This is a genomic window from Janibacter alkaliphilus, assembly GCF_013408565.1.
In the GTDB taxonomy this organism is placed as follows: domain Bacteria; phylum Actinomycetota; class Actinomycetes; order Actinomycetales; family Dermatophilaceae; genus Janibacter; species Janibacter alkaliphilus.
The window spans coordinates 1676360-1696375 of sequence record NZ_JACBZX010000001.1; the positions used below are offsets into that span (position 1 = coordinate 1676360).

General features: G+C 72.4%; 22 protein-coding genes and 4 tRNA genes. 20 read left to right on the forward strand and 6 right to left on the reverse strand.

Annotated features, from left to right (window positions below):
- The first annotated feature begins 49 nt into the window (after positions 1–49).
- The 4 genes from BJY28_RS08130 (at position 50) to BJY28_RS08145 (ending at position 5489) form a co-directional block, all read left to right on the forward strand.
- Positions 50–1744 carry an AMP-binding protein gene (locus tag BJY28_RS08130; protein ID WP_179462570.1) on the forward strand — a complete coding sequence of 565 codons (1695 nt, stop codon included), beginning with the start codon at positions 50–52 and terminating at the stop codon, positions 1742–1744.
- 197 nt (positions 1745–1941) lie between these two features.
- A complete protein-coding gene (locus BJY28_RS08135; protein ID WP_179462571.1) occupies positions 1942–3303 on the forward strand; it encodes an MFS transporter in 1362 nt (453 codons plus the stop codon).
- Positions 3304–3501: 198 nt separating this feature from the next.
- A complete protein-coding gene (locus tag BJY28_RS08140) occupies positions 3502–4953 on the forward strand; it encodes an MFS transporter (protein ID WP_179462572.1) in 1452 nt (483 codons plus the stop codon).
- 86 nt (positions 4954–5039) lie between these two features.
- Positions 5040–5489, forward strand: a complete 450-nt coding sequence (locus BJY28_RS08145; RefSeq protein ID WP_179462573.1) for a Fur family transcriptional regulator — start codon at positions 5040–5042, stop codon at positions 5487–5489.
- 14 nt (positions 5490–5503) lie between these two features.
- On the opposite strand, the gene BJY28_RS08150 is transcribed toward BJY28_RS08145, so the two are convergent.
- Complete coding sequence (locus BJY28_RS08150; protein ID WP_179462574.1) at positions 5504–6001, reverse strand: YajQ family cyclic di-GMP-binding protein; 498 nt, start codon at positions 5999–6001, stop codon at positions 5504–5506.
- A 90-nt stretch (positions 6002–6091) separates the two neighbouring features.
- On the opposite strand from BJY28_RS08150, the gene BJY28_RS08155 reads away from it, so the two are divergent.
- Positions 6092–6174: transfer RNA gene (locus BJY28_RS08155), tRNA-Tyr, on the forward strand.
- A gap of 90 nt (positions 6175–6264) precedes the next feature.
- Positions 6265–6714: a hypothetical protein gene (locus tag BJY28_RS08160; RefSeq protein ID WP_179462575.1), complete on the forward strand. Its 450-nt coding sequence runs from the start codon at positions 6265–6267 to the stop codon at positions 6712–6714.
- 54 nt (positions 6715–6768) lie between these two features.
- Here BJY28_RS08160 and BJY28_RS08165 read toward each other — a convergent pair whose 3' ends face one another.
- Complete coding sequence (locus BJY28_RS08165) at positions 6769–7881, reverse strand: alcohol dehydrogenase catalytic domain-containing protein (RefSeq protein WP_179462576.1); 1113 nt, start codon at positions 7879–7881, stop codon at positions 6769–6771.
- 107 nt (positions 7882–7988) lie between these two features.
- Between BJY28_RS08165 and BJY28_RS08170 the strand changes: the two genes are divergently transcribed.
- The 7 genes from BJY28_RS08170 (at position 7989) to BJY28_RS08200 (ending at position 11105) form a co-directional block, all read left to right on the forward strand.
- Positions 7989–8438, forward strand: coding sequence for a thioesterase family protein (locus tag BJY28_RS08170; protein WP_218875252.1), 450 nt, complete (start codon positions 7989–7991; stop codon positions 8436–8438).
- Positions 8439–8503: 65 nt separating this feature from the next.
- A tRNA-Thr gene (locus tag BJY28_RS08175) sits at positions 8504–8576 on the forward strand.
- 42 nt (positions 8577–8618) lie between these two features.
- Positions 8619–8692: transfer RNA gene (locus BJY28_RS08180), tRNA-Met, on the forward strand.
- Positions 8693–8869: 177 nt separating this feature from the next.
- Positions 8870–9040, forward strand: coding sequence for a 50S ribosomal protein L33 (gene rpmG, locus BJY28_RS08185; RefSeq protein WP_179462578.1), 171 nt, complete (start codon positions 8870–8872; stop codon positions 9038–9040).
- A 105-nt stretch (positions 9041–9145) separates the two neighbouring features.
- A complete protein-coding gene (locus BJY28_RS08190) occupies positions 9146–9592 on the forward strand; it encodes an FAS1-like dehydratase domain-containing protein (protein ID WP_179462579.1) in 447 nt (148 codons plus the stop codon).
- Positions 9592–10029: a MaoC family dehydratase gene (locus BJY28_RS08195; protein ID WP_179462580.1), complete on the forward strand. Its 438-nt coding sequence runs from the start codon at positions 9592–9594 to the stop codon at positions 10027–10029. The genes BJY28_RS08190 and BJY28_RS08195 overlap by 1 nt, the downstream gene beginning before the upstream one ends.
- A complete protein-coding gene (locus BJY28_RS08200) occupies positions 10029–11105 on the forward strand; it encodes a UDP-N-acetylmuramate dehydrogenase (protein WP_179462581.1) in 1077 nt (358 codons plus the stop codon). The genes BJY28_RS08195 and BJY28_RS08200 overlap by 1 nt, the downstream gene beginning before the upstream one ends.
- A 144-nt stretch (positions 11106–11249) precedes the next feature.
- On the opposite strand, the gene BJY28_RS08205 is transcribed toward BJY28_RS08200, so the two are convergent.
- From BJY28_RS08205 to BJY28_RS08215, 3 genes are read right to left on the reverse strand one after another with little or no spacing between them, the layout of a single operon-like run.
- The gene (locus BJY28_RS08205) at positions 11250–12284 is read right to left on the reverse strand and encodes an adenosine deaminase (RefSeq protein WP_179464013.1); all 1035 of its coding nucleotides are present in this window, start codon (positions 12282–12284) and stop codon (positions 11250–11252) included.
- Positions 12285–12316: 32 nt separating this feature from the next.
- A complete protein-coding gene (locus BJY28_RS08210) occupies positions 12317–12823 on the reverse strand; it encodes a DUF5709 domain-containing protein (protein ID WP_179462582.1) in 507 nt (168 codons plus the stop codon).
- A complete protein-coding gene (locus BJY28_RS08215) occupies positions 12823–14115 on the reverse strand; it encodes an aspartate aminotransferase type Ic (RefSeq protein WP_179462583.1) in 1293 nt (430 codons plus the stop codon). Before BJY28_RS08215 ends, BJY28_RS08210 begins: the two co-directional genes overlap by 1 nt.
- Before the next feature lie 159 nt (positions 14116–14274).
- Here BJY28_RS08215 and BJY28_RS08220 point away from each other — a divergent pair.
- The 7 genes from BJY28_RS08220 (at position 14275) to rplL (ending at position 18461) form a co-directional block, all read left to right on the forward strand.
- Positions 14275–14347, forward strand: a tRNA-Trp gene (locus BJY28_RS08220).
- 63 nt (positions 14348–14410) lie between these two features.
- Positions 14411–14665 (forward strand): preprotein translocase subunit SecE, encoded by a 255-nt coding sequence (secE, locus tag BJY28_RS08225; RefSeq protein WP_179462584.1) that lies wholly within the window; start codon positions 14411–14413, stop codon positions 14663–14665.
- A 70-nt stretch (positions 14666–14735) separates the two neighbouring features.
- On the forward strand, positions 14736–15635 hold the full coding sequence (gene nusG, locus BJY28_RS08230) for a transcription termination/antitermination protein NusG (protein ID WP_179462585.1): 900 nt from the start codon (positions 14736–14738) through the stop codon (positions 15633–15635).
- A gap of 91 nt (positions 15636–15726) precedes the next feature.
- Positions 15727–16158, forward strand: coding sequence for a 50S ribosomal protein L11 (gene rplK / locus BJY28_RS08235; protein ID WP_179462586.1), 432 nt, complete (start codon positions 15727–15729; stop codon positions 16156–16158).
- A 99-nt stretch (positions 16159–16257) separates the two neighbouring features.
- Positions 16258–17004, forward strand: a complete 747-nt coding sequence (rplA, locus tag BJY28_RS08240) for a 50S ribosomal protein L1 (RefSeq protein WP_179462587.1) — start codon at positions 16258–16260, stop codon at positions 17002–17004.
- Between the two features lie 352 nt (positions 17005–17356).
- The gene (gene rplJ, locus BJY28_RS08245) at positions 17357–17995 is read left to right on the forward strand and encodes a 50S ribosomal protein L10 (protein WP_179462588.1); all 639 of its coding nucleotides are present in this window, start codon (positions 17357–17359) and stop codon (positions 17993–17995) included.
- Positions 17996–18065: 70 nt separating this feature from the next.
- Complete coding sequence (gene rplL, locus BJY28_RS08250; protein ID WP_179462589.1) at positions 18066–18461, forward strand: 50S ribosomal protein L7/L12; 396 nt, start codon at positions 18066–18068, stop codon at positions 18459–18461.
- Between the two features lie 96 nt (positions 18462–18557).
- Here the strand turns inward: rplL and BJY28_RS08255 are convergent, their stop codons facing one another.
- A complete protein-coding gene (locus BJY28_RS08255) occupies positions 18558–19847 on the reverse strand; it encodes a phospholipase D-like domain-containing protein (RefSeq protein WP_218875253.1) in 1290 nt (429 codons plus the stop codon).
- Between the last annotated feature and the right edge of the window lie 169 nt (positions 19848–20016).

Sequence of the window (20016 nt, forward strand, 5' to 3'; positions counted from 1 at the left end):
CCCTTCGACATCGCACCCCTCGACATCGCACCACGACGAAGGAGCACCCATGGACCGCGAGCAGGCCCTCGCCGACCTCCGCGCCCGGCAGGAGCGGGTCCGCCCGGCCGCCACCCCGCGCACCGTGCAGCACCCGCTGGGGGAGCGCACCGTGCCCGGGTACGTCGACGCCTGGGCCGAGCGTGCCCCGCAGCGCACCGCGGTGGTCCGCGTAGACGCCTCCGGCGCCGAGCAGTCGCTGACCTATGCCGACCTGGCCCAGGCGCACGCCCGCTGGGCCGGGTGGCTGCGCTCCGCGGGGGTGGCCCCCGGTGACCGGGTGGGCCTGCACCTGGGCAACGCCGCCGAGTTCGTCGTCGGCATGCTCGGCACCCTGCGCGCCGGGGCGGTGCACGTCCCGGTGAACCCGATGTTCCAGCACGCCGAGCTGGTGCACGAGCTGCGCGACTCCGGTGCCACCGTCGTGCTGACCCTCGCCCCGCTCGCCGAGCGGCTCTGCGCCGCCGCGGCCGAGGCGGGCACCGGCACCGTCGTCGTCCTCGGCGGGCAGAAGGGAGCGCTGCCGCAGGTCGACGGGATCGCCGTGCACACCTGGGAGGAGGCGATGGCGTCCGAGCCGCTGGCCGCCGACGAGGGCGACCTGGACCGGCTCGCCGCGCTGAACTACACCGGCGGCACCACCGGGGTGCCGAAGGGGTGCGAGCACACCCAGGGGCACATGGTCTACACCGCGGTGAGCGCGGCCGGGGCCAACGGCTTCGCCCCCGAGGAGATCGTCTCGCTGTGCTTCGTCCCGGTCTTCTGGATCGCCGGCGAGGACCTGGGCATCCTCATCCCGCTCGTCATGGGCGGCACCTCGGTGCTCATGGACCGCTGGGACCCCGCCCTCGTCGTCGACCTCGTCGAGCGGCACCGGGTCACCAGCACCGCGGCCACCGTGGAGAACTTCCTGGCCATCCTCGACCTGCCAGGGATCGAGCAGCGCGACCTCGGCTCGCTCACCTCACCGCTGACGATGTCCTTCATCCAGAAGCTCACCCCGGCCATCCGGCGGCGGTGGTCGGAGGTCGTCGGGCCCGGCTCGGTGCTGCGCGAGGGCGCCTACGGCATGACCGAGACGCACACGGTCGACGTCGTCCCCTTCGGCTTCGCCGAGGACGATCACGACCTGCGCACCCAGCCCGTCTTCTGCGGGGTGCCGGTGCCCGGCACCGACGTGCTCGTCGTCGACCCGGAGACCGCCGAGCCGCTGCCGGTCGGGGAGCGCGGCGAGATCATCATGCGCAGCCCGTCGATCATGACCGGCTACTGGCGCAACCCGGAGGCCACCGCGGCGCAGCTGCGTGACGGCTGGCTGCACACCGGGGACAGCGGCTATCTCGACGAGGACGGCTGCCTGCATTTCCTCGCCCGGTCCAAGGAGATGATCAAGGTGAAGGGGATGAGCGTCTTCCCCGCCGAGGTGGAGATGCTGCTGGCGCAGCACCCCGAGGTGGGCTCGGTCGCGGTGGTCGCGGCGGACGACGCCGAGACCGGGCAGCGACCGGTCGCCTTCGTCACCCCGGCCGAGGGCGCCAGCCCGGACGCCGAGGCGCTGGCCGCCTGGGCCGCGGAGACGATGGCCGGCTACAAGGTGCCGCTGGTGCAGGTGCTGGAGGACTTCCCGCTCACCGACACCGGCAAGATCCGCAAGGTCGAGCTCGTCGACCGGGCCCAGGCGCTCGCCGACGCGGCCCGCGGCTGACCCGTCCGCCGCCTCCTTCCCCCTTCGCACTCCTCACCCGACAGTCCTAGGACAGCCCGCCAGGACCCCGCGCGCGACCGGTCCAGCGCGACAGTCCTAGGACTGTCGGAGCGTCCAGGACGAGCATCACGCGCTTGACACCCCGCGGGGCACCTCAGTATGAATATGAATCCACCTTCAAGTTTCTAGGAGTGCCCATGTCGCTACCGACAACGGCGTCGGACGCGGTCCACGGCATCGCCACCAAGAAGGCGCTGACCCGGCTCGTCCCGATCCTCATGGCCGCCTACTTCATGGCCTTCGTCGACCGCACCAACGTCGGCCTGGCCAAGACCTCCCTGGAGGTGGACGCGGGGATCGACGCGGCCGCCTACGGCCTGGGCGCGGGGCTGTTCTTCATCACCTACGCGCTGCTCGAGGTGCCCAGCAACCTCATCCTGCACAAGGTCGGCCCGCGCCGGTGGATCTCCCGGATCGCGGTGACCTGGGGCCTGATCACCATGGCGATGATGTTCATCTCCAGCCCGGCGGTCTTCTACGTGCTGCGGCTGCTGCTCGGCGCCGCCGAGGCGGGCCTCTACCCCGGGATCATGTACATGATCACCCAGTGGTTCGCCCAGAAGGACCGGGCGAAGGTGGTCGGCCTCATCCTCACCGCCTCGTCGGTGGCCTTCATCGTCGCCAACCCCATCGGCGGCGCGCTGATGTCGCTCGACGGGGTCGGCGGGCTGCACGGCTGGCAGTGGCTCTTCGTCCTCGAGGGCATCCCCACGGTGCTGCTCGGCCTGCTGATCTTCTTCATCCTCCCGGACTCCCCGCGCGACGCCAGCTGGCTCACCGAGGAGGAGGGCGCGGCCCTGGAGCGCGAGGCCGTCGGCGACGCCGCCGAGGCCCAGGTGGAGACCCCGGGCACCATCGTGCGCCAGGCGATGTCCCGCCCCTTCCTGCTCACCGTCGCGGCGATCTACTTCATGAACCAGATCGCCACCTACGGCGTCGTCTTCTTCGTGCCCTCGATCGTCGAGGACATGAACGTCACCGAGCCGCTGATGATCGGGCTCATCTCCGGCGTCGTCGGCATCGGCGCCGTCGTCGGTGTGCTCGTCGTGCCCCGGGTGCTCGCCCGCACCGGACGCGAGGTGCCGCTCATCGGCATCACCACCGCGGCCGCGATCGTCATGGCGCTGGCCTTCATCGCCGTCGCCGACCCGGTCGCCCGGATGATCATCCTCAGCATCACGATGCTCTTCATCGTCGGCGTGCAGCCGCTCTACTGGTCGGTGCTCATGGCCCGCCTGGGCGGTGTCGGCGCCGCGGCCGGGCTGGCCTTCGTCAACACCATCGGCCTCACCGGCGCCTTCGTCGGCCCGTACGCCTTCGGCCTCAGCGAGGAGGCCACCGGCGACCCGTCGGCCGGGCTGTGGGTGCTCGTCGGGGCGACCATCCTGGGCCTGCTGTGCGTGCCGCTGCTGGGCAGCCTGCTGCGCTCGCACGACCGCGCCCACGGCAGCGACGAGGGCGACGCGCTCGTCGTCGACACCGGCTCCGGGGTGCGCTGAGGCCTCACCCGGCACAGACCCCTCGCCGGGCGGGCCGGCTGATCATCCCCGCCCGGCGAGGACCATCCTCGTGACCCGCGGCTGCGCCGTGGGTCACGATGTGCTCCCGCTGAGCCCAAGGGTGCGGCAGACTGCCGTGGTCCCCGCACCTGTCGGACCCGGCACCGGCCGGGCCCCGCACCTCCCGCAGGAGCCCGCATGAGCACGGCCGCACCCCCGGAGCCGTCCCTGAGCCGTCCCGAGCGGCTCGGCCGGCTGCCCTTCACCCGCCGGCACGGGCGCCTCGTGCTGGCCTCCGGCGCCGGCTGGGCGCTGGACGCGATGGACGTCGGGCTCATCTCCTTCGTCCTCGTCGTGCTCACCGAGCAGTGGGGCCTGAGCGACCTGGAGCGCTCCCTGGTCGTCACCGTCGGCTTCGTCGGGATGGCGGTCGGTGCCACCTTCGGCGGGGTTCTGGCGGACCGGATCGGCCGGCGCACGGTCTTCGCGATCACCATGGCGGTCTACGGGCTGGCCACCGGCCTGTCCGCGCTGGTCGGGACGCTGGCGGTCTTCCTCGTGCTCCGGTTCGTCGTCGGCCTCGGTCTCGGCGCCGAGCTGCCGGTGGCCTCGACCCTGGTCAGCGAGCTGTCCCCGACGAAGATCCGCGGACGGCTCGTCGTCGCCCTGGAGTCCTTCTGGGCGGTCGGCTGGATCATGGCCGCGGTGGTCGGCTTCTTCGTCGTCCCCGAGGGGGAGAACGGCTGGCGCTGGGGCCTGGCCATCGGGCTGCTGCCGGCGCTCTACGCGGCGGTGATCCGCTTCGGGCTGCCGGAGTCGGTGCACTTCCTCGAGCGCTCCGGACGCGAGGACGAGGCCGAAGGGGTGGTCCGCGACTTCGAGGAGTCGGCCGGGATCGACCCGCCGGCCGGCGCGGCGCACGGGCCCGCCGCTGACGCGACGACGACGCCCACGGCGACCACCGGCCCGACGACCACCGCCGAGGTGACCCCGGGCGAGGCCACCCCGGGCGAGGCGACCCCGGCGGAGGCCACCTCGGGCGAGGCGGCCCCGGAGGGACCGGCCGGGCTGTGGTCGGCGGCCTACCGGGTGCGCACCGCCGGGATCTGGATCGTCTGGTTCTGCGTGAACTTCTCCTACTACGGCGCCTTCATCTGGCTGCCGTCGCTGCTCGTCGCCCAGGGGCACAGCATCACCCGGTCGTTCGAGTACACGCTGATCATCACCCTCGCCCAGCTGCCCGGCTACCTCGTCGCGGCGGTGCTCGTGGAGGTCTGGGGCCGGCGGGCGACGCTGGCCACCTTCCTCGCCGGCTCGGCGGTCGCCGCGTGGTTCTTCGGCCAGGCCGGCGACGAGACGAGCATCATCGTCGCCGGCTGCGCGCTGTCCTTCTGCAACCTCGGGGCGTGGGGCGCCCTCTACGCGATCACGCCGGAGATCTACCCGACCGCGGTGCGCGCCACCGGGGCCGGCGCCGCGGCCGGCTTCGGCCGGATCGCCTCGATCGTCGCCCCGCTGACCGTGCCCTTCCTGCTGGCCCGGGCCGGGGGAGAGGTGGTCGTCTTCACCCTCTTCACCGTCGCCTTCCTGCTCGCCGCGGCGGCCGCCTTCCTGCTGCCGGAGAAGAAGGGCGTCGGTCTCGAGGCATGAGCACCGGACCGGGCCGCGGAGCTGTGGGCACCGGCACCGAGGTGGCTGGTGCTGCGCCGCCGTCGGTCGTGGGGGAGCATGGAGCCATGCGCAGCGCGAGCGACCGGGTCACCGCGGCCCGGCGGACCCTGTCGGCGAAGGGGGAGCGGGTCACCACTCCCCGGCTCGCGGTCATCGAGGCGCTCGCCGACCTGCCCGGGCACCCGGACGCCGACACCGTCCACGACGCCGTGCATGACGCGGTCGGCATGCACCGGGCCACGACCTACCGAGTGCTGCACCACCTCGTCGAGGTCGGCATCGTCACCCACGTCCACCCCGAGGGCTCGTCGGTGCGATACCACCTCGCCGACGAGGGCGACCACCGGCACGTCCACCTCTCCTGCATGGTGTGCGGCCGGGTGCAGGACGCGCCCCCGGACCTGCTGGAGGCGGCCGCCGACCGGCTCGCAGCCGAGGGCATCGAGCTGCACCCCACCCACGTAGCGCTGTCGATCACCTGCGCGGACTGCGCGGAGGGCGCCGACGACGAGTAGCGCGGCGGGACTCCTCAGCGGTAGTTGACGTACTGCAGGGCGACGTCGAGGTCCTTGCCCTTGAGAAGCGCGATGACCTCCTGCAGGTCGTCCCGGGACTTGCCGGTCACCCGCAGCTCGTCGCCCTGGATCTGCGGCTTGATCCCCTTCGGCCCCTCGTCGCGGATGATCTTGGAGATCTTCTTCGCGTTCTCCTGGTCGATGCCCTCCTTGAGGGGGCCGCCCAGGACGTACTCCTTGCCGGAGGGCTGGGGCTCCTTGTCGCCGAAGTCGATGTTCTTCAGCGAGACGCCGCGCCGCACCAGCTTGGTCTCGAAGACGTCGAGCGCCGCCAGCACCCGCTCGGCCGTGCTGGCGCGCAGCACCACGGACTCGCCGCTCCAGACGATCGAGGCGCCGACCCCCTTGAAGTCGTAGCGCTGGGAGATCTCCTTCGCCGCCTGGTTCAGGGCGTTGTCGACCTCCTGCTTGTCGACGGTGCTGACGATGTCGAAGCTGCTCGTGCTCGCCACGGCGGGCCTCCTTCAGGGACGGGGACGAGGGTGCCGGGGGCGCGGGTTTCCGTCCGTCGCCTCCGGCTTGCTATCGTTTCACGCGCACACGGCAGGTTGTCCGAGCGGCCAATGGAAGCGGACTGTAAATCCGCCGGGTTATCCCTTCGAAGGTTCGAATCCTTCACCTGCCACCGAGGTGCACGACGGCCCCGACCTGCACGGTCGGGGCCGTCGTCGTATCGTCGGCGGGGACCCGTCCGACGAGACCGCAGGAGACCGTCGTGGCATCCGGTGCCCCGTTCGCCATCACCCCCACCATGCTCGCCCGGGCCGCGACCATCGGCGCGGTCAGCGCCACGCTCAGCGCGCGGGAGAACGTACGGGCCTGGCGGGTGACCGAGATCGGCGCCGGCCTCGGCCTCGGCGGGCTGGTCGCCGCCGCCGCCAGCGGCGCCGTGGACCCCTCGCGCCTGCTCGGAGCCGACGCCGTCGAGACCGGCGAGGCGTCGCTGCCCGTGGCCGTCGGGATCGGCGCCGGGACGGCCGTGGCCGTCGTCGCGGTCAGCGAGATCGGGCTGCGGCTGCAGGGTCGCTTCGAGGAGTGGTCCGACCGGGTCACCGGCCGCCCGCGCCTGACCGTGGCCCTGCTCGCCGCCGCGATCAGCCTGGGCACCGACCTCGTCGAGCGCCAGGTCTCCGGGCTGCCCGAGGAAGCCACCGCGACGAGCTGAGCGGCCCGCCGCCGATCCGCCACGACAGGCGCTGGGCACGGTCCGTCCGGGGGCTCAGCCGTCGCCGAGGGTGATGATCTGCCGCAGCGCGGCCCCCGAGGCCAGCTTGTCCATGCCGGCGTTGATGTCGCTCAGCGCGATCCTCCCGGAGACCAGGCGCTCCACCGGCAGCCGACCCTGGCGCCAGAGATCGGCGAAGACCGGGATGTCCCGCGCCGGTACGGCGGAGCCGAGGTAGCTGCCGACGATGCTGCGACCCTCGGCGACCAGCCCGAGCGGGGAGACGCTGATCCGGGCGTCCGGGTGCGGCAGGCCGACGGTGATCGTCACCCCGCCGGGGCCGGTGAGCGCCACCGCCGACTCCAGCGCGGCGGCGTGCCCCACCGCCTCGACGACCACCCGTCCGCGCACCCCCTGCTCGGCGGCCTGCTCCGGGGTGAGCACCTGGTGCGCACCGAGCTCGCGTGCCACCGCCAGCTTGGACTCCACCCGGTCCACGGCGACGACATCCACCCCGGGCTCGGCGAGCGCGGTGAGCACGGCGGCCATGCCGACGCCACCGAGCCCGACGACCACGACGGTGTCACCCGCGCGCGGGCGCCCGACGTTGCGGACCGCGCCGCCGCCGGTGAGCACGGCGCAGCCGAGCAGCGCGGCCACCTCGGCCGGCACGTCCGGTTCCACCGGCACCACCGAGCTGCGGTCCAGCACCGCGTGCGTGGCGAAGGCGGACGCCCCGAGGTGGTGGTGCACGCTCTCGCCGTCGCGGGTCAGCCGGCGACCGCCGCCGACGAGCTCGCCGGCGGCATTCGCCGCGCTGCCGGGCGTGCACGGCGCCGCGCCGTCGCTGGCGCAGGCGTCGCAGCCGCCACAGCGGGGGAGGAAGGTCAGCACCACCCGGTCGCCGGTCTCCAGGTCGGTGACCTGCTCGCCGAGCGCCTCGACGATGCCGGAGGCCTCGTGCCCCAGCAGCATCGGGACCGGGCGGGGCCGGTTGCCGTCGACGACCGACAGGTCGGAGTGGCACAGCCCGGCCGCCTCGATCCGCACCAGCACCTCGCTCGGACCGGGCTCGGCCAGCTCCAGCGTCCCCACGCTCAGCGGTCGGGACGACGCGTACGGCGCGCCCGCGCCGATCGTCTCGAGCACGGCACCCTCGATCTGCATGCTTCTGACCCCTTCGTCACGGCTGCGCCGCACCGCTCCGGTGCGCTGCTCGCACGCTACCGGGGCGCCGTGCCCGCCACCGGTGCCGACCCGGCAGGATGGGGCGGGTGAGCGACCCCGCGCCCGAGCAGCAGCACGCCCCCGACCGCTACCCGCACCAGGTCAGCGTGCCCACCCGGTGGAACGACAACGACCGCTTCGGGCACGTCAACAACGCCGTGCACTACCTCGTCATGGACACCGTCATCAACGACTGGCTCTACGCCCACGGCTTCGACGTCACCGCCGACGGGAGCACCGCCAACCTCATCCCGGAGACCGGCTGCCGCTACCTCGCCGAGATCTCCTACCCGGACACCTTCGAGGTCGGGCTGCGGGCGACCCACGTCGGCCGGACCAGCGTGCGCTGGGAGTGCGCCATGCGTCGCGGCAGCGACGGGGTGCTCGTCGCGGTCGCCACCTCGGCGCACGTCTTCGTCGGCGCCCAGGACCGACGTCCGGTGCCGGTGCCGGAGGTGCTGCGCCCGCACCTGGAGGCGCTGCACGTCACGGGGTGAGCCCAACCGATTTCACCGCGCGGGGCGGGGGCGTGTAACCTCACCGAGGCGCCCGCGCGGCGCACGCCCCCTTAGCTCAGTCGGCAGAGCGTTTCCATGGTAAGGAAAAGGTCGTCGGTTCGATTCCGACAGGGGGCTCTGGTCCGGCCGCCTCGCCGAGCGCGAGGCCCGGTACCTCACGGCGGGGTAGCTCAGCTGGTTAGAGCGCACGACTCATAATCGTGAGGTCGCGGGATCGAGTCCCGCTCCCGCTACGCAGGACGCGACGCTGCCCCGGGCTCGGCTTGAGCCCAGGGCGTGTCGTGGAATATTCTGGCGCGTCGGTTCGCTGTGCCCCCTGTCGGGTCGCGAGCATGCTGCGAGCCGGTCCGACGTCCGCCGCGAGCGCGGCGACCATCCGCATGAAGAGTGTCTGAGAGCAGGTAGTAGCCGTGGCCAGCAAGAGCGCTGACATCCGTCCCAAGATCACGATGGCTTGCACCGAGTGCAAGGAGCGGAACTACATCACCAAGAAGAACCGTCGGAACAACCCCGACCGTCTCGAGCTGGCGAAGTTCTGCCCGCGGTGCCGCACCCACACCCCGCACCGCGAGACCCGCTGATCCCAGGCGAGCACCTGGCGCACCCGTCCTGACGGGTCACGCCTACGACGCCGCCCCGGCCACCTCGGCCGGGGCGGCGTCGTCGTTCTCCCCTAGGCTGTGGCCATGGCCGTCAACGAAGCCTTCGCCGGGCGCACCTACCCGCTCACCGAGCCGTTCAGCGTGGGGCGCGAGCACATCCGCGACTTCGCCACCGCGGTCGGCGCCACCGCGCCCGAGCACCACGACGTCGAGGCCGCGAGGGCGGCCGGCTACGACGACCTGGTGGCCCCGCCCACCTTCGCCGTCGTCCCGGCGCAGCGCTGCGACGCCCAGTTCGTGGCCGACCCCGAGGCGGGCGTCGACTTCAGCCGTGTGGTGCACGGCGAGGAGCGCTTCGTCCACCACCGTCCGGTGGTCGCCGGCGACGAGCTGCGCGGCCGGCTGACCATCGACGCGATCCGCTCCGCCGGCGGGCACCAGATGGCGACCACCCGCAGCGAGCTGCTGGACGCCGACGAGGAGCTGGTCACCACCGTCTACTCGACCATCGTCATCCGAGGAGGCGAGTGATGGCTCGCAGCGAGCAGCCCCTGACCCTGGCCCAGGTGAGCGTCGGCGACGAGCTGCCGGCCCGCACCATCCACGTCGACCGCGCCACCCTCGTGCACTACGCCGGTGCCAGCGGCGACCGCAACCCGATCCACTGGGACGAGCGCTTCGCCACCGGCGTCGGCCTGCCCGACGTCATCGCTCACGGCATGTGGACCATGGGCGCCGTCGTCGGCGTGGTCACCGACTGGGTGGGCGACCCCGGCCGGGTCGTCGAGTACGGCACCCGCTTCACCAAGCCGGTCGTCGTGCCGCACGACGGCGGCGCCGACGTCGAGGTCACCGGCACCGTCAAGAGCGTCGACGAGGACACCCGTCGCGCCGTGGTCGCCCTGACCGTGCGCGCCGACGAGGACAAGGTGCTCGGCCGCACCGACGTCACCGTGCAGCTCGCCTGATGCCGGAGCAGACCCACGCCCCGCTCGCGCCCCTGACGACGATGCGGGTTGGCGGCCCTGCACGCCGCCTGGTGACCGTCACCTCCACCGACGAGGCGATCGCCGCGCTGCGGGAGATCGACACCGCCGGCGAGCCGCTGCTCGTGCTCTCCGGCGGCTCCAACCTCGTCGTCGCCGACGCAGGCTTCGCCGGCACCGTGCTGCAGATCGCCACGCGCGGGGTCGAGGTGCTCTCCGCCGACCGGTGCGGCGGCGTGGTGGTCCGGGTCGCCGCTGGCGAGCCGTGGGACCCCTTCGTCGCCCGGGCGGTCGCCGAGGGCTGGTCCGGCATCGAGGCGCTCTCCGGCATCCCCGGTCTGGTCGGGGCCACCCCCATCCAGAACGTCGGCGCCTACGGCCAGGAGGTCGCCCAGACCATCGCCTCGGTGCGGACCTGGGACCGCCAGGAGCAGGCGGTGCGCACCTTCGCCAACGCGGACTGCGAGTTCACCTACCGGCACTCCCGCTTCAAGGGGCACGACCGCTACGTCGTCCTCGAGGTCACCTTCCAGCTGGTCCTCGGGGACCTCTCGGCGCCGGTCGCCTACGCCGACCTGGCCACCCAGCTCGGGGTCGAGCAGGGTGCACGGGTCCCGCTGGCCGACGCCCGCGAGGCGGTGCTGGCGCAGCGACGGCGGCGCGGCATGGTGCTCGACGAGCCCGACCACGACACGTGGAGCTGCGGGTCCTTCTTCACCAACCCGATCCTCACCGAGGCCGAGCACGACGCGCTCATGGCGCGAGCCGCGGAGCGACTGGGCGCGGACGGGCCGGTCCCGCCGCGCTTCCCCGGGGGCGCGGACGGCATGGTCAAGACGAGCGCCGCGTGGCTGATCGACAAGGCCGGCTTCGGGAAGGGCTACGCGATGCCCGGGCCGGCCGCGCTCTCGACCAAGCACACCCTGGCGATCACGAACCGGGGGAGCGCCAGCGCGGCCGACGTCGCCGCGCTGGCCCGCGAGGTGCGGGACGGGGTGGCGGACGCCTTCGGGGTCACCCTCGTCAACGAGCCGGTCTTCGTCGGCCACGAGCTCTGAGACCGGCGCCGACTCCGGGGCCCCGTCGGCGCAGGTCCGCAGACGCTCACCTTCGCCCTACCCGCTCAGCGTGCAAGCTGAGGGGATCCAGCTGCCTAGGGGGTTGCGGGGGAGAGGGGCGGTGGGGAGAGGGGCGGTGGGGTCTCAGGAGGGGGGTGGGGAGGAGAGCCAGGTGTCGATGTCGGCCAGGGTGGTCGCGCGCAGGTCGGCGGGCATGAGGCTGGCTCGCACCGAGCCGCGGGCCAGCTCGGCCAGCGCCGCGTCGTCCAGCCCGTGCACCGTGCGGGCGGTCTCGTACTGGTCGAGCAGCCGGGAGCCGAAGAGCAGCGGGTCGTCCGCCCCGAGCGCCACCGTGGCCCCGGCCTCCAGCAGCCGGCGCAGCGGCACCTGCTCGGCCTCGCCGTAGACCCCGAGGGAGACGTTGCTGCCCGGGCACACCTCGAGGGCCACCCCGTCGCGGACCAGCCGCTGCAGCACCGCCGGGTCCTCGACCGCGCGCACCCCGTGGCCCAGCCGGTCCGGGCCCAGGGTGTCCAGGGTCCGGATGATCGCCTCCGGCCCGAGCAGCTCGCCGGCGTGCGGCACCAGCGCCAGGCCGGCCCGGCGGGCGATGGCGAAGGCGGGCGCGAAGTCACCCGTCTCGCCGCGCCGCTCGTCGTTGGACAGCCCGAAGCCGAGCACCGACCCCGGGCCGTCACCGGCGTGCAGCGCGGCCAGCCGCGCCAGGGTGCGCGCCTCCAGGGGATGGCGCACCCGGCTCGCCGCGACGAGCACCCCGACCTGCGCAGCCCCGGTCACCGCGGCGCCCGCCGAGACCTGCCGTGCCTCGTCGAGGACGATCTCCAGCGCCGGGGTGATCCCCCCGACGAAGGGGGCGTAGGAGGTCGGGTCGACCTGGATCTCCAGCCAGCGCGACCCCTCGGCCCCGTCGTCCAGCGCCGCCTCGCGGACGATCCGGCGCATGTCCGCCTCGCCCTGGACGACGTGCCGGGCCGCGTCGTAGATCCGTTGGAAGCGGAACCAGCCGCGCTCGTCGGCCGCGGACAGCTCCGGCGGCCACCCGCCACGCAGGGTCTCCGGCAGCCGCAGCCCGTGGCCGTCGGCCATGTCGCGCACCGTCTGCACGCGCATCGACCCGGTGAAGTGCAGGTGCAGGTGCGCCTTCGGCAGGGCGCGCAGGTCGCGACCCGGGCCCCCGCCCGTGGGACCGCTCAGAGGTCGCCCTCGTCGCCCTCGTCGTCGACCACGACGTGCACCGCGGCCTCCTCGGCCGAGGCGGCGCCGGCGTCCACGCCGACGTCCTCGCCGAGCGCCTCCTTCTCGACGTCCGGGCCGTCGCCCTCGTCCGGGGCGACCAGCCGACCGGCGCGCTCGTCGCCGACCTGGGCGTCGTCGCCGATCCAGTCCTGGTCGGCGTCGATGGCGTCCGGGTCGTCACCACCGACCCGGTCCACGTCCAGCCCGGACTCGTTGTCCGGGGCGCCGTAGGCGCTGGTCGGGTCCGGCACCTCCTGCCGGATCCGGTCCTCGATGGTCTCGTCCTCGTCGTCGAAGCCGGCGAGGTCGGCCCGCGGCCGGTCGTCGGTGACGTACCCGGTGTCCAGGACGTCCTCGCCGAGCTCGCCGTCGAGGGTGTCCTCGGGCTGCAGCTGGTCGGTGTCGCCGAGGATCCCGCTCGGCAGGTCGGCGGCGTCGCTCTCGCGGGGGGAGTCGCTCATCAGTTCTCCTTCGTCAGCTGCTCGGCGGCCGCCAGCAGCACGCAGGTCGCCACGGTCTCCATCGCCGCGGTGACCTCCTCGACGGGCGGCATCGTCGGGGCGAGGCGGATGTTGGTGTCCTCCGGGTCCTGGCCGTAGGGGAAGGAGGCGCCCGCCGGGGTGAGCGCCAGCCCGGCCTCCTTCGCCAGGGCCACCACCCGGGAGGCGGTCCCGGGCAGCACGTCGAGGCTCACGAAGTAGCCGCCGGCCGGCGAGTTCCACGAGGCCACCTCGTAGCCGCCGAGGCGCTCGCTCAGCACCCGGTCCACCTCGGCGAACTTGGGCGCGATGATCTCGCGGTGCCGGGCCATGTGCGCCCGCACCCCGGCGGCGTCGCCGAAGAGCTCGACGTGGCGCAGCTGGTTGACCTTGTCCGGCCCGATCGAGCCCTTGCCGAGGTGGGCGAGGTACCAGGCGACCTGATCGGTGGAGCAGCCGAGGAAGGCGACCCCGGCGCCGGCGTAGGTGATCTTGCTCGTCGAGGCGAAGGTCAGCGGCCGGTGCGGGTTCCCGGCGGCCGCGGCCAGGCTGAGGATGTCGGCGCTCTTCGCCTCGTCCTCGGTGAGGTGGTGCACCGCGTAGGCGTTGTCCCAGAAGATCTTGAAGTCCGGCGCCGCGGTCTCCATCGCGGCCAGCCGGGCGGCCACCTCCTGGGTGCACACCGAGCCGGTCGGGTTGGCGTAGGTGGGCACGATCCACATGCCCTTGATGCTGGGGTCGTCCTTGACCAGGGCGGCGACGGCCTCGGCGTCCGGGCCGTCCGGGGTCATCGGGACGGTGACCATCCCGATGCCGAGCTCCTCGAGCAGGGCGAAGTGGCGGTCGTAGCCGGGCACCGGGCAGACGAAGGTGAGCGACTCCTCCTGGGACCACGGGCGCGGGCTGTCCACGCCGCCGAAGAGCAGCAGGTCGACCAGGCAGTCGCGCATCATCGTCAGGCTGCTGTTGCCGCCGGCGGCGAGCTGGTCGGGCTGCACCCCGAGCAGCTCGGCGAAGATCTCCCGCAGCTCGGCCAGGCCCTGCAGGCCGCCGTAGTTGCGCACGTCGGTCCCGGACCGGTCCCGGGTGCTGCTGGGCAGCCGCAGCAGGGCGTCGGAGAGGTCCAGCTGGGCGGCGCTCGGCTTGCCGCGGGTGACGTCGAGGCTGAGGCCCTCGGCGACGAGGTCGCCGTGGGCGGAGCGCTGCCGGTCGCGGAGCGCGACGAGCTCCTCCGGGGCCATCTGGGACAGGGGTCGGGGCTGCGGGTCGGTCACGGCGTGGATTCTTCCACCGATCGCCGGGTTCGCGGATCTCGGGCCCTCTGCCGTATGGTGGACCTTCGGTTGATCTCGACCACGATCCCGGCGTGCCCTCGCGGTGCCCGGTCGGGGACAGGTCGGCCGCGGGTCCCGGTCCCCGACGCCGAGGCCCGAAGGGCAGTGGCTCAATTGGTAGAGCACCGGTCTCCAAAACCGGCGGTTGGGGGTTCGAGTCCCTCCTGCCCTGCGTTGCACGACACCTGGTCGCGCAGCGAGGTGGACATCCACGACGAGCTGAAGAGGACACGACGTGACCGACCTGGGTACCCAGCCGCGGGCACGGCGCACGCCGAAGGGCGGGAACCCCGTCACCCGGTTCTTCTCCTCGATCGGCCTGTTCATCAGCCAGGTGCTCGACGAGCTCCGCAAGGTGGTCCGCCCGACGCGGTCCGAGCTGCTGAACTACACCGCCGTGGTGATCGTCTTCGTGACCGTCATGATGCTGCTCGTGGCCGGCATGGACTACGTCTTCACCAAGCTCGTGCTCTGGGTGTTCGGCGGCTGAGCCCGCCCGCCTGCCAGCAGCGACGACCGCGCCACGGACGGCGCACCGAGGATCGACGAGAGAAGAGGTCATGTCCGACCAGCCTGTGAGCCCCTTTGCCGGCGACGCTGACGAGGAGCAGAGCGCCGCGGCGGCCGAGGCCGCCGCCAGCGGCCTGGGTACCCCGGACCTGCCCACCGCCGAGGAGGTCGACGCCGAGCGCGCCCTCGAGGCCGCCGAGGCCGAGGCCGCCGCCGACGAGGACGACGCCGCTGGCGAGACCTCCGCCGACACGGCAGGTGACGAGACGTCCGCCGACGCCACCACCGGCGAGGTCGACGCGGACGGGGACGTGCTGCCCGAGGAGGCGGCCGACCCGGTCCAGGCCTTCAAGGACGACCTGCGCGGCCGCTTCGGCGACTGGTACGTCATCCACACCTACGCCGGCTACGAGAACCGGGTGAAGCACAACCTCGAGACCCGTGTGGCCAACCTCGACATGGAGGACTACATCTTCGAGGTGGCCGTCACCATCGACGAGGTCACCGAGATCAAGGCCGGCCAGAAGAAGACCCGCAAGCAGCCTCGGATGCCCGGCTACGTGCTGGTCCGGATGGATCTCACCGACGAGTCCTGGGGCGCCGTGCGGCACACCCCGGGCGTCACCGGCTTCGTCGGCAACGCCCACGACCCGGTGCCGCTGAGCCTCGACGAGGTCTACACGATGATCAAGCCGGCCGACCTGGAGAAGGCGGCCGCCGCGGCCGCCGCCGCTCCGGCCGCCGGCGGCGACGGGCTGACCCCGGCCGCCCCGATCGACGTCGACTTCGAGGTCGGCGAGTCCGTGACCGTCATGGACGGTCCCTTCGAGACCATGCCGGCGACGATCTCCGAGATCCTGCCGGAGAGCCAGAAGCTCAAGGTTCTCGTCTCCATCTTCGGCCGGGAGACCCCGGTCGAGCTGGGCTTCCACCAGGTCGCCAAGATCTGAGCGGAGCCCGTCCGCTGCCCGGCCCGGGCAGCGATGCAACCGGGTCATCGCCCATGGCGTGGGCCCACGAGCACGACAAGGAAGATCACGCATGCCTCCCAAGAAGAAGGTCTCCGGCTTCATCAAGCTGCAGATCCAGGCCGGTCAGGCCACCCCCGCCCCGCCGGTCGGTCCGGCGCTGGGTCAGCACGGCGTCAACATCATGGAGTTCGTCAAGGCGTACAACGACGCCACGGCGGACATGCGGGGCAACGTCGTCCCCGTCGAGATCACGGTCTACGAGGACCGGTCCTTCACCTTCATCACCAAGACGCCCCCGGCGGCCGAGCTCATCAAGAAGGCGGCCGGCGTGCAGAAGGGCTCCGGCGAGCCGCACAAGACCAAGGTCGCCAAGCTGAGCAAGGACCAGGTCAAGGAGATCGCCGAGACCAAGATGCCCGACCTCAACGCCAACGACATCGACGCCGCGATGAAGATCGTGGCTGGCACGGCGCGCCAGATGGGTATCGAGACCGAGCTCTGACGAGCACGCACGACATCTGAGCCGACCCCGGCTCAGCAGTGGGAGGGCCGGCGCTTCGGCCCGCACCACGACTCCAGGACGAACCACGAGGAGCACGACATGAAGCGCAGCAAGAGCTACCAGGCCGCCGCCGAGCGGATCGACGACGACGCCCTGTACGCGCCGCTGGAGGCCGTCCGCCTGGCCAAGGAGGGCGCCAAGAGCACCTACGACGAGACCGTCGAGGTCGCCTTCCGCCTGGGCATCGACCCCCGCAAGGCCGACCAGATGGTCCGCGGCACGGTCAACCTGCCCAACGGCACCGGCAAGACCGCCCGGGTGCTCGTCTTTGCCAACGGTGACAAGGCCGAGGCCGCCCGCGAGGCCGGCGCCGACCACGTCGGCTCGGACGACATGATCGAGAAGGTCCAGGGCGGCTGGATGGACTTCGACGCCGTCGTCGCCACCCCGGACCTCATGGGCAAGGTCGGCCGGCTCGGTAAGGTGCTGGGCCCGCGCGGTCTCATGCCGAACCCGAAGACCGGCACGGTCACGATGGACACCGCCAAGGCGGTCTCGGACATCAAGGGCGGCAAGATCGAGTTCCGCAACGACAAGCACGCCAACCTGCACCTCATCATCGGCAAGGCGAGCTTCGACGAGAAGGCGCTGGTGGAGAACTACCAGGCCGCGCTCGAGGAGCTGCAGCGGCTCAAGCCGTCCGCCTCCAAGGGTCGCTACATCACCAAGGCGACGATGAGCACGACGATGGGTCCGGGCATCCCGGTGGACTTCACCCGCACCAAGAACCTGCTCGAGGAGTCCGCGCCGGTCGCGGCCGAGGAGGTCCTCGACGCCGCGGAGTGATCCACGGCGCGATGACGAAGGCGCGATGACGAAGGGGGGCGGTCCCGGTGACGGGGCCGCCCCCCTTCGCCGTGCTCGCGTGGCATCGTCGGGCGGTTCAGCTCGGTGCGGCGCGGTCGGGACGATTTGGCCGTCGGGCCCCCTCGCCCCTACTCTTGTCGACGACCGATGACCGCCGGTTGCCGGAGGCCTGCTCGCAGGTGTCCCGGCCGAAGGTTCCGCCACGAGCGGGCGACCAGCGCAGGACATGATGCCGATGCGTGCCGTTGTGCGCGTCCCGAGCCCCGTGCCCTGTGCCGGGGCTCTTCTCGTGCCCGGGCCGGGCGGTCCCACGCAGAGAAGGGAGGCCCGCATGGCGACCGACGAGAAGAACGCCGCCATCGCCGAGCTCGCGGAGAAGTTCCGCAGCTCCAGCGCGGCCGTTCTCACGGAGTACCGCGGCCTGTCCGTGGCGCAGCTCGCCGAGCTGCGCAAGACCCTCCGTGGCAACGCCACCTACTCCGTGGTGAAGAACACGCTGACCGAGCGGGCTGCGAAGGAGGCGGGCGTCGAGTCCGCCTTCGACGGCCAGCTCGTCGGGCCGAACGCCATCGCCTTCGTCGAGGGTGACCCGGTCGAGGCCGCCAAGGGCCTGCGCAACTTCGCCAAGGACAACCCCCACCTGGTGATCAAGGGCGGCATCCTGGACGGGAACGCCCTCACCGCCGAGGACATCGACAAGCTCGCCAAGCTCGAGTCGCGCGAGGTCCTCCTGGCCAAGCTGGCCGGCGCCATGAAGGCGCAGCTCAGCCAGGCCGCCAGCCTCTTCAACGCGCCGCTGTCCCAGACCGCCCGGGTGGTCGAGGCGCTGCGCGCCAAGGTCGAGGAGGAGGGCCCGGCCGAGGCCGCCGCTCCCGCCGCGACCGACGAGGCTCCTGCCGAGGAGGTCCCCGCCGCGGCGGAGACCACCGAGGCCACCGAGACCACCCCCGAGGGTGGCGACGAGGGCTGAGGCCGTCCGGCCCCTGCCCTGACACCGCACGACGCCGCCTTCGGCAGCACGTAGAGAAAGGACGCCCATCATGGCGAAGCTCAGCACCGACGAGCTCCTTGACGCCTTCAAGGAGATGACCCTCATCGAGCTCTCCGAGTTCGTGAAGCAGTTCGAGGAGACCTTCGAGGTCTCCGCCGCCGCCCCGGTCGCCGTGGCCGGCGCCGCGCCCGCCGCCGGTGGCGGCGAGGCCGGTGGCGACGCCGCCGCCGAGCAGGACGAGTTCGACGTCATCCTGGCCGCGGCCGGCGACAAGAAGATCCAGGTCATCAAGGAGGTCCGTGCGCTCACCAGCCTCGGCCTCAAGGAGGCCAAGGACCTCGTCGACGGGGCCCCGAAGCCGATCCTGGAGAAGGTCGACAAGGACGCCGCGGAGAAGGCCAAGGAGGCCCTCGAGGGCGCCGGCGCCACCGTCGAGCTCAAGTGATCCCAGGCCCCGCCACGGGGTCTGCCTGATCTGCCGGAGGGCGGGTCGCACCAGCTGGTGCGGCCCGCCCTTCGTCGTGCCGCGGGAGCTGCGGGCTCAGGCGAGGTCGCGCCAGGGCGCGAGGATCCCCTCGGTGGCCCGGGCGATCATCGGCCGGGCGGTCCACTCCTCGAGCGTGAGCTCGGTGCAGTTGGTGGCGTCCAGCTCGAAGATCGCCTCCATCTGCGCGGCCAGCGCCTCGTCGATGATCTCGACGTTGACCTCGTAGTTGCCGACCAGGCTGAGCCGGTCGATGTTGGCGGTGCCGATGGTCGACCAGCGCCCGTCGATGGTGGCGGTCTTGGCGTGCACCATCGCGTGCTCGTAGCGCAGGATCCGCACCCCGCCCTTGAGCAGCTCGGTGAAGTGGGTCCGGCTGAACCAGTCTGCGAAGACGTGGTTGCTGAAGCGCGGCACGATGATCCGCACGTCCGCCCCGCGCTGGGCCGCCCGCACCAGCGCCCGCCGGAAGGCCTCGTCCGGGATGAGGTACGCCTGGGTGATGGCGATGCTGCGCTCGGCCCGGTCGATCGCCTCGAGGTACATGTTCCGGATCGGGTAGACCAGGTCGACCGGGGTGTTCCGGTGCACCCGCAGGGTCTGGCTCCAGGCGCGGCCGGTCGGCTCGGGCAGCGGGGCCTCGTCGCCGCGGCGGGCGTGCACGTTCCAGTAGTCGATGAAGGCGTTCTCCAGCTCGACGACGAACTCCCCGGTGATCCGGGCGTGCGTGTCCCGCCACTTGGTGGCGTAGAGGCTGCCGATGTTGAAGCCGCCGACGTAGGCGATGTCGCTGTCGACGACGAGCAGCTTGCGGTGGTCGCGGCCGGAGTACCGCGGGTGCAGGAACTTCCATCCACCGGAGACCAGCGGGTGCGCCGCCGCGTGCACGGTCGCCGGGAGCGAGCGCTTGAAGGAGGCCGGAACGACGAGGTTGGCGAAGTCGTCGATGACGACGTAGACCTCCACGCCCCGGGCGTCGGCACGCACCAGCGCGTCCCGGAAGCGCTGGCCCATCTCGTCGCCCTTCCAGATGTAGGTCTCGAGGAAGACCCGGTGCTGCGCGGCCTCGATGTCCTCGAGCATCTGCTCGAAGAGCTCCTCGCCGTACATGAAGACCCGCACCTCGCTGCGGGGGAGGGCCACCGTCTCGGCCGGGCGGTGCGGGAAGGCGCCCTCCGGGCGGTCCTTCTTGCGGATCGAGTCGAAGGTGAACAGCCCTGCGGCCGTGGCGGTCTGGACCGCCAGGGTGCCCATGACCCCGCGGCGGACCAGCCGCCGCATCCGCTGCCGCCGGCGCTGGCGCTCACGGCGCTCGAAGAAGCGGTGCAGGGTGCGGCGTGCAGACATGGCCACACCCTAGGACCTCGTAGGTGACCTCGCGCCGCCGCGGCGCGGGGACGGCCCCGGCGTCCTCTGCGGACCGTCGGGCCCGACCCGCCGGGCTCTCCTGCTTGACCTGGCCCGGATCGTCCTTCATCCTCGTGTCGTCGCAGCAACGGCACATGCCCCGCTGATC

Coding starts and splice junctions, on each gene's coding strand:
- BJY28_RS08135 (WP_179462571.1), top strand. CDS start 1,942: ATGTCGCTACCGACAACGGCGTCGGACGCGGTCCACGGCATCGCCACC.
- BJY28_RS08255 (WP_218875253.1), bottom strand. CDS start 19,847: ATGTCTGCACGCCGCACCCTGCACCGCTTCTTCGAGCGCCGTGAGCGC.
- BJY28_RS08130 (WP_179462570.1), top strand. CDS start 50: ATGGACCGCGAGCAGGCCCTCGCCGACCTCCGCGCCCGGCAGGAGCGG.
- BJY28_RS08210 (WP_179462582.1), bottom strand. CDS start 12,823: ATGAGCGACTCCCCCCGCGAGAGCGACGCCGCCGACCTGCCGAGCGGG.
- rplL (WP_179462589.1), top strand. CDS start 18,066: ATGGCGAAGCTCAGCACCGACGAGCTCCTTGACGCCTTCAAGGAGATG.
- rplJ (WP_179462588.1), top strand. CDS start 17,357: ATGGCGACCGACGAGAAGAACGCCGCCATCGCCGAGCTCGCGGAGAAG.
- rplA (WP_179462587.1), top strand. CDS start 16,258: ATGAAGCGCAGCAAGAGCTACCAGGCCGCCGCCGAGCGGATCGACGAC.
- BJY28_RS08195 (WP_179462580.1), top strand. CDS start 9,592: ATGGCTCGCAGCGAGCAGCCCCTGACCCTGGCCCAGGTGAGCGTCGGC.
- rplK (WP_179462586.1), top strand. CDS start 15,727: ATGCCTCCCAAGAAGAAGGTCTCCGGCTTCATCAAGCTGCAGATCCAG.
- BJY28_RS08200 (WP_179462581.1), top strand. CDS start 10,029: ATGCCGGAGCAGACCCACGCCCCGCTCGCGCCCCTGACGACGATGCGG.
- BJY28_RS08165 (WP_179462576.1), bottom strand. CDS start 7,881: ATGCAGATCGAGGGTGCCGTGCTCGAGACGATCGGCGCGGGCGCGCCG.
- BJY28_RS08145 (WP_179462573.1), top strand. CDS start 5,040: ATGCGCAGCGCGAGCGACCGGGTCACCGCGGCCCGGCGGACCCTGTCG.
- nusG (WP_179462585.1), top strand. CDS start 14,736: ATGTCCGACCAGCCTGTGAGCCCCTTTGCCGGCGACGCTGACGAGGAG.
- BJY28_RS08190 (WP_179462579.1), top strand. CDS start 9,146: ATGGCCGTCAACGAAGCCTTCGCCGGGCGCACCTACCCGCTCACCGAG.
- BJY28_RS08140 (WP_179462572.1), top strand. CDS start 3,502: ATGAGCACGGCCGCACCCCCGGAGCCGTCCCTGAGCCGTCCCGAGCGG.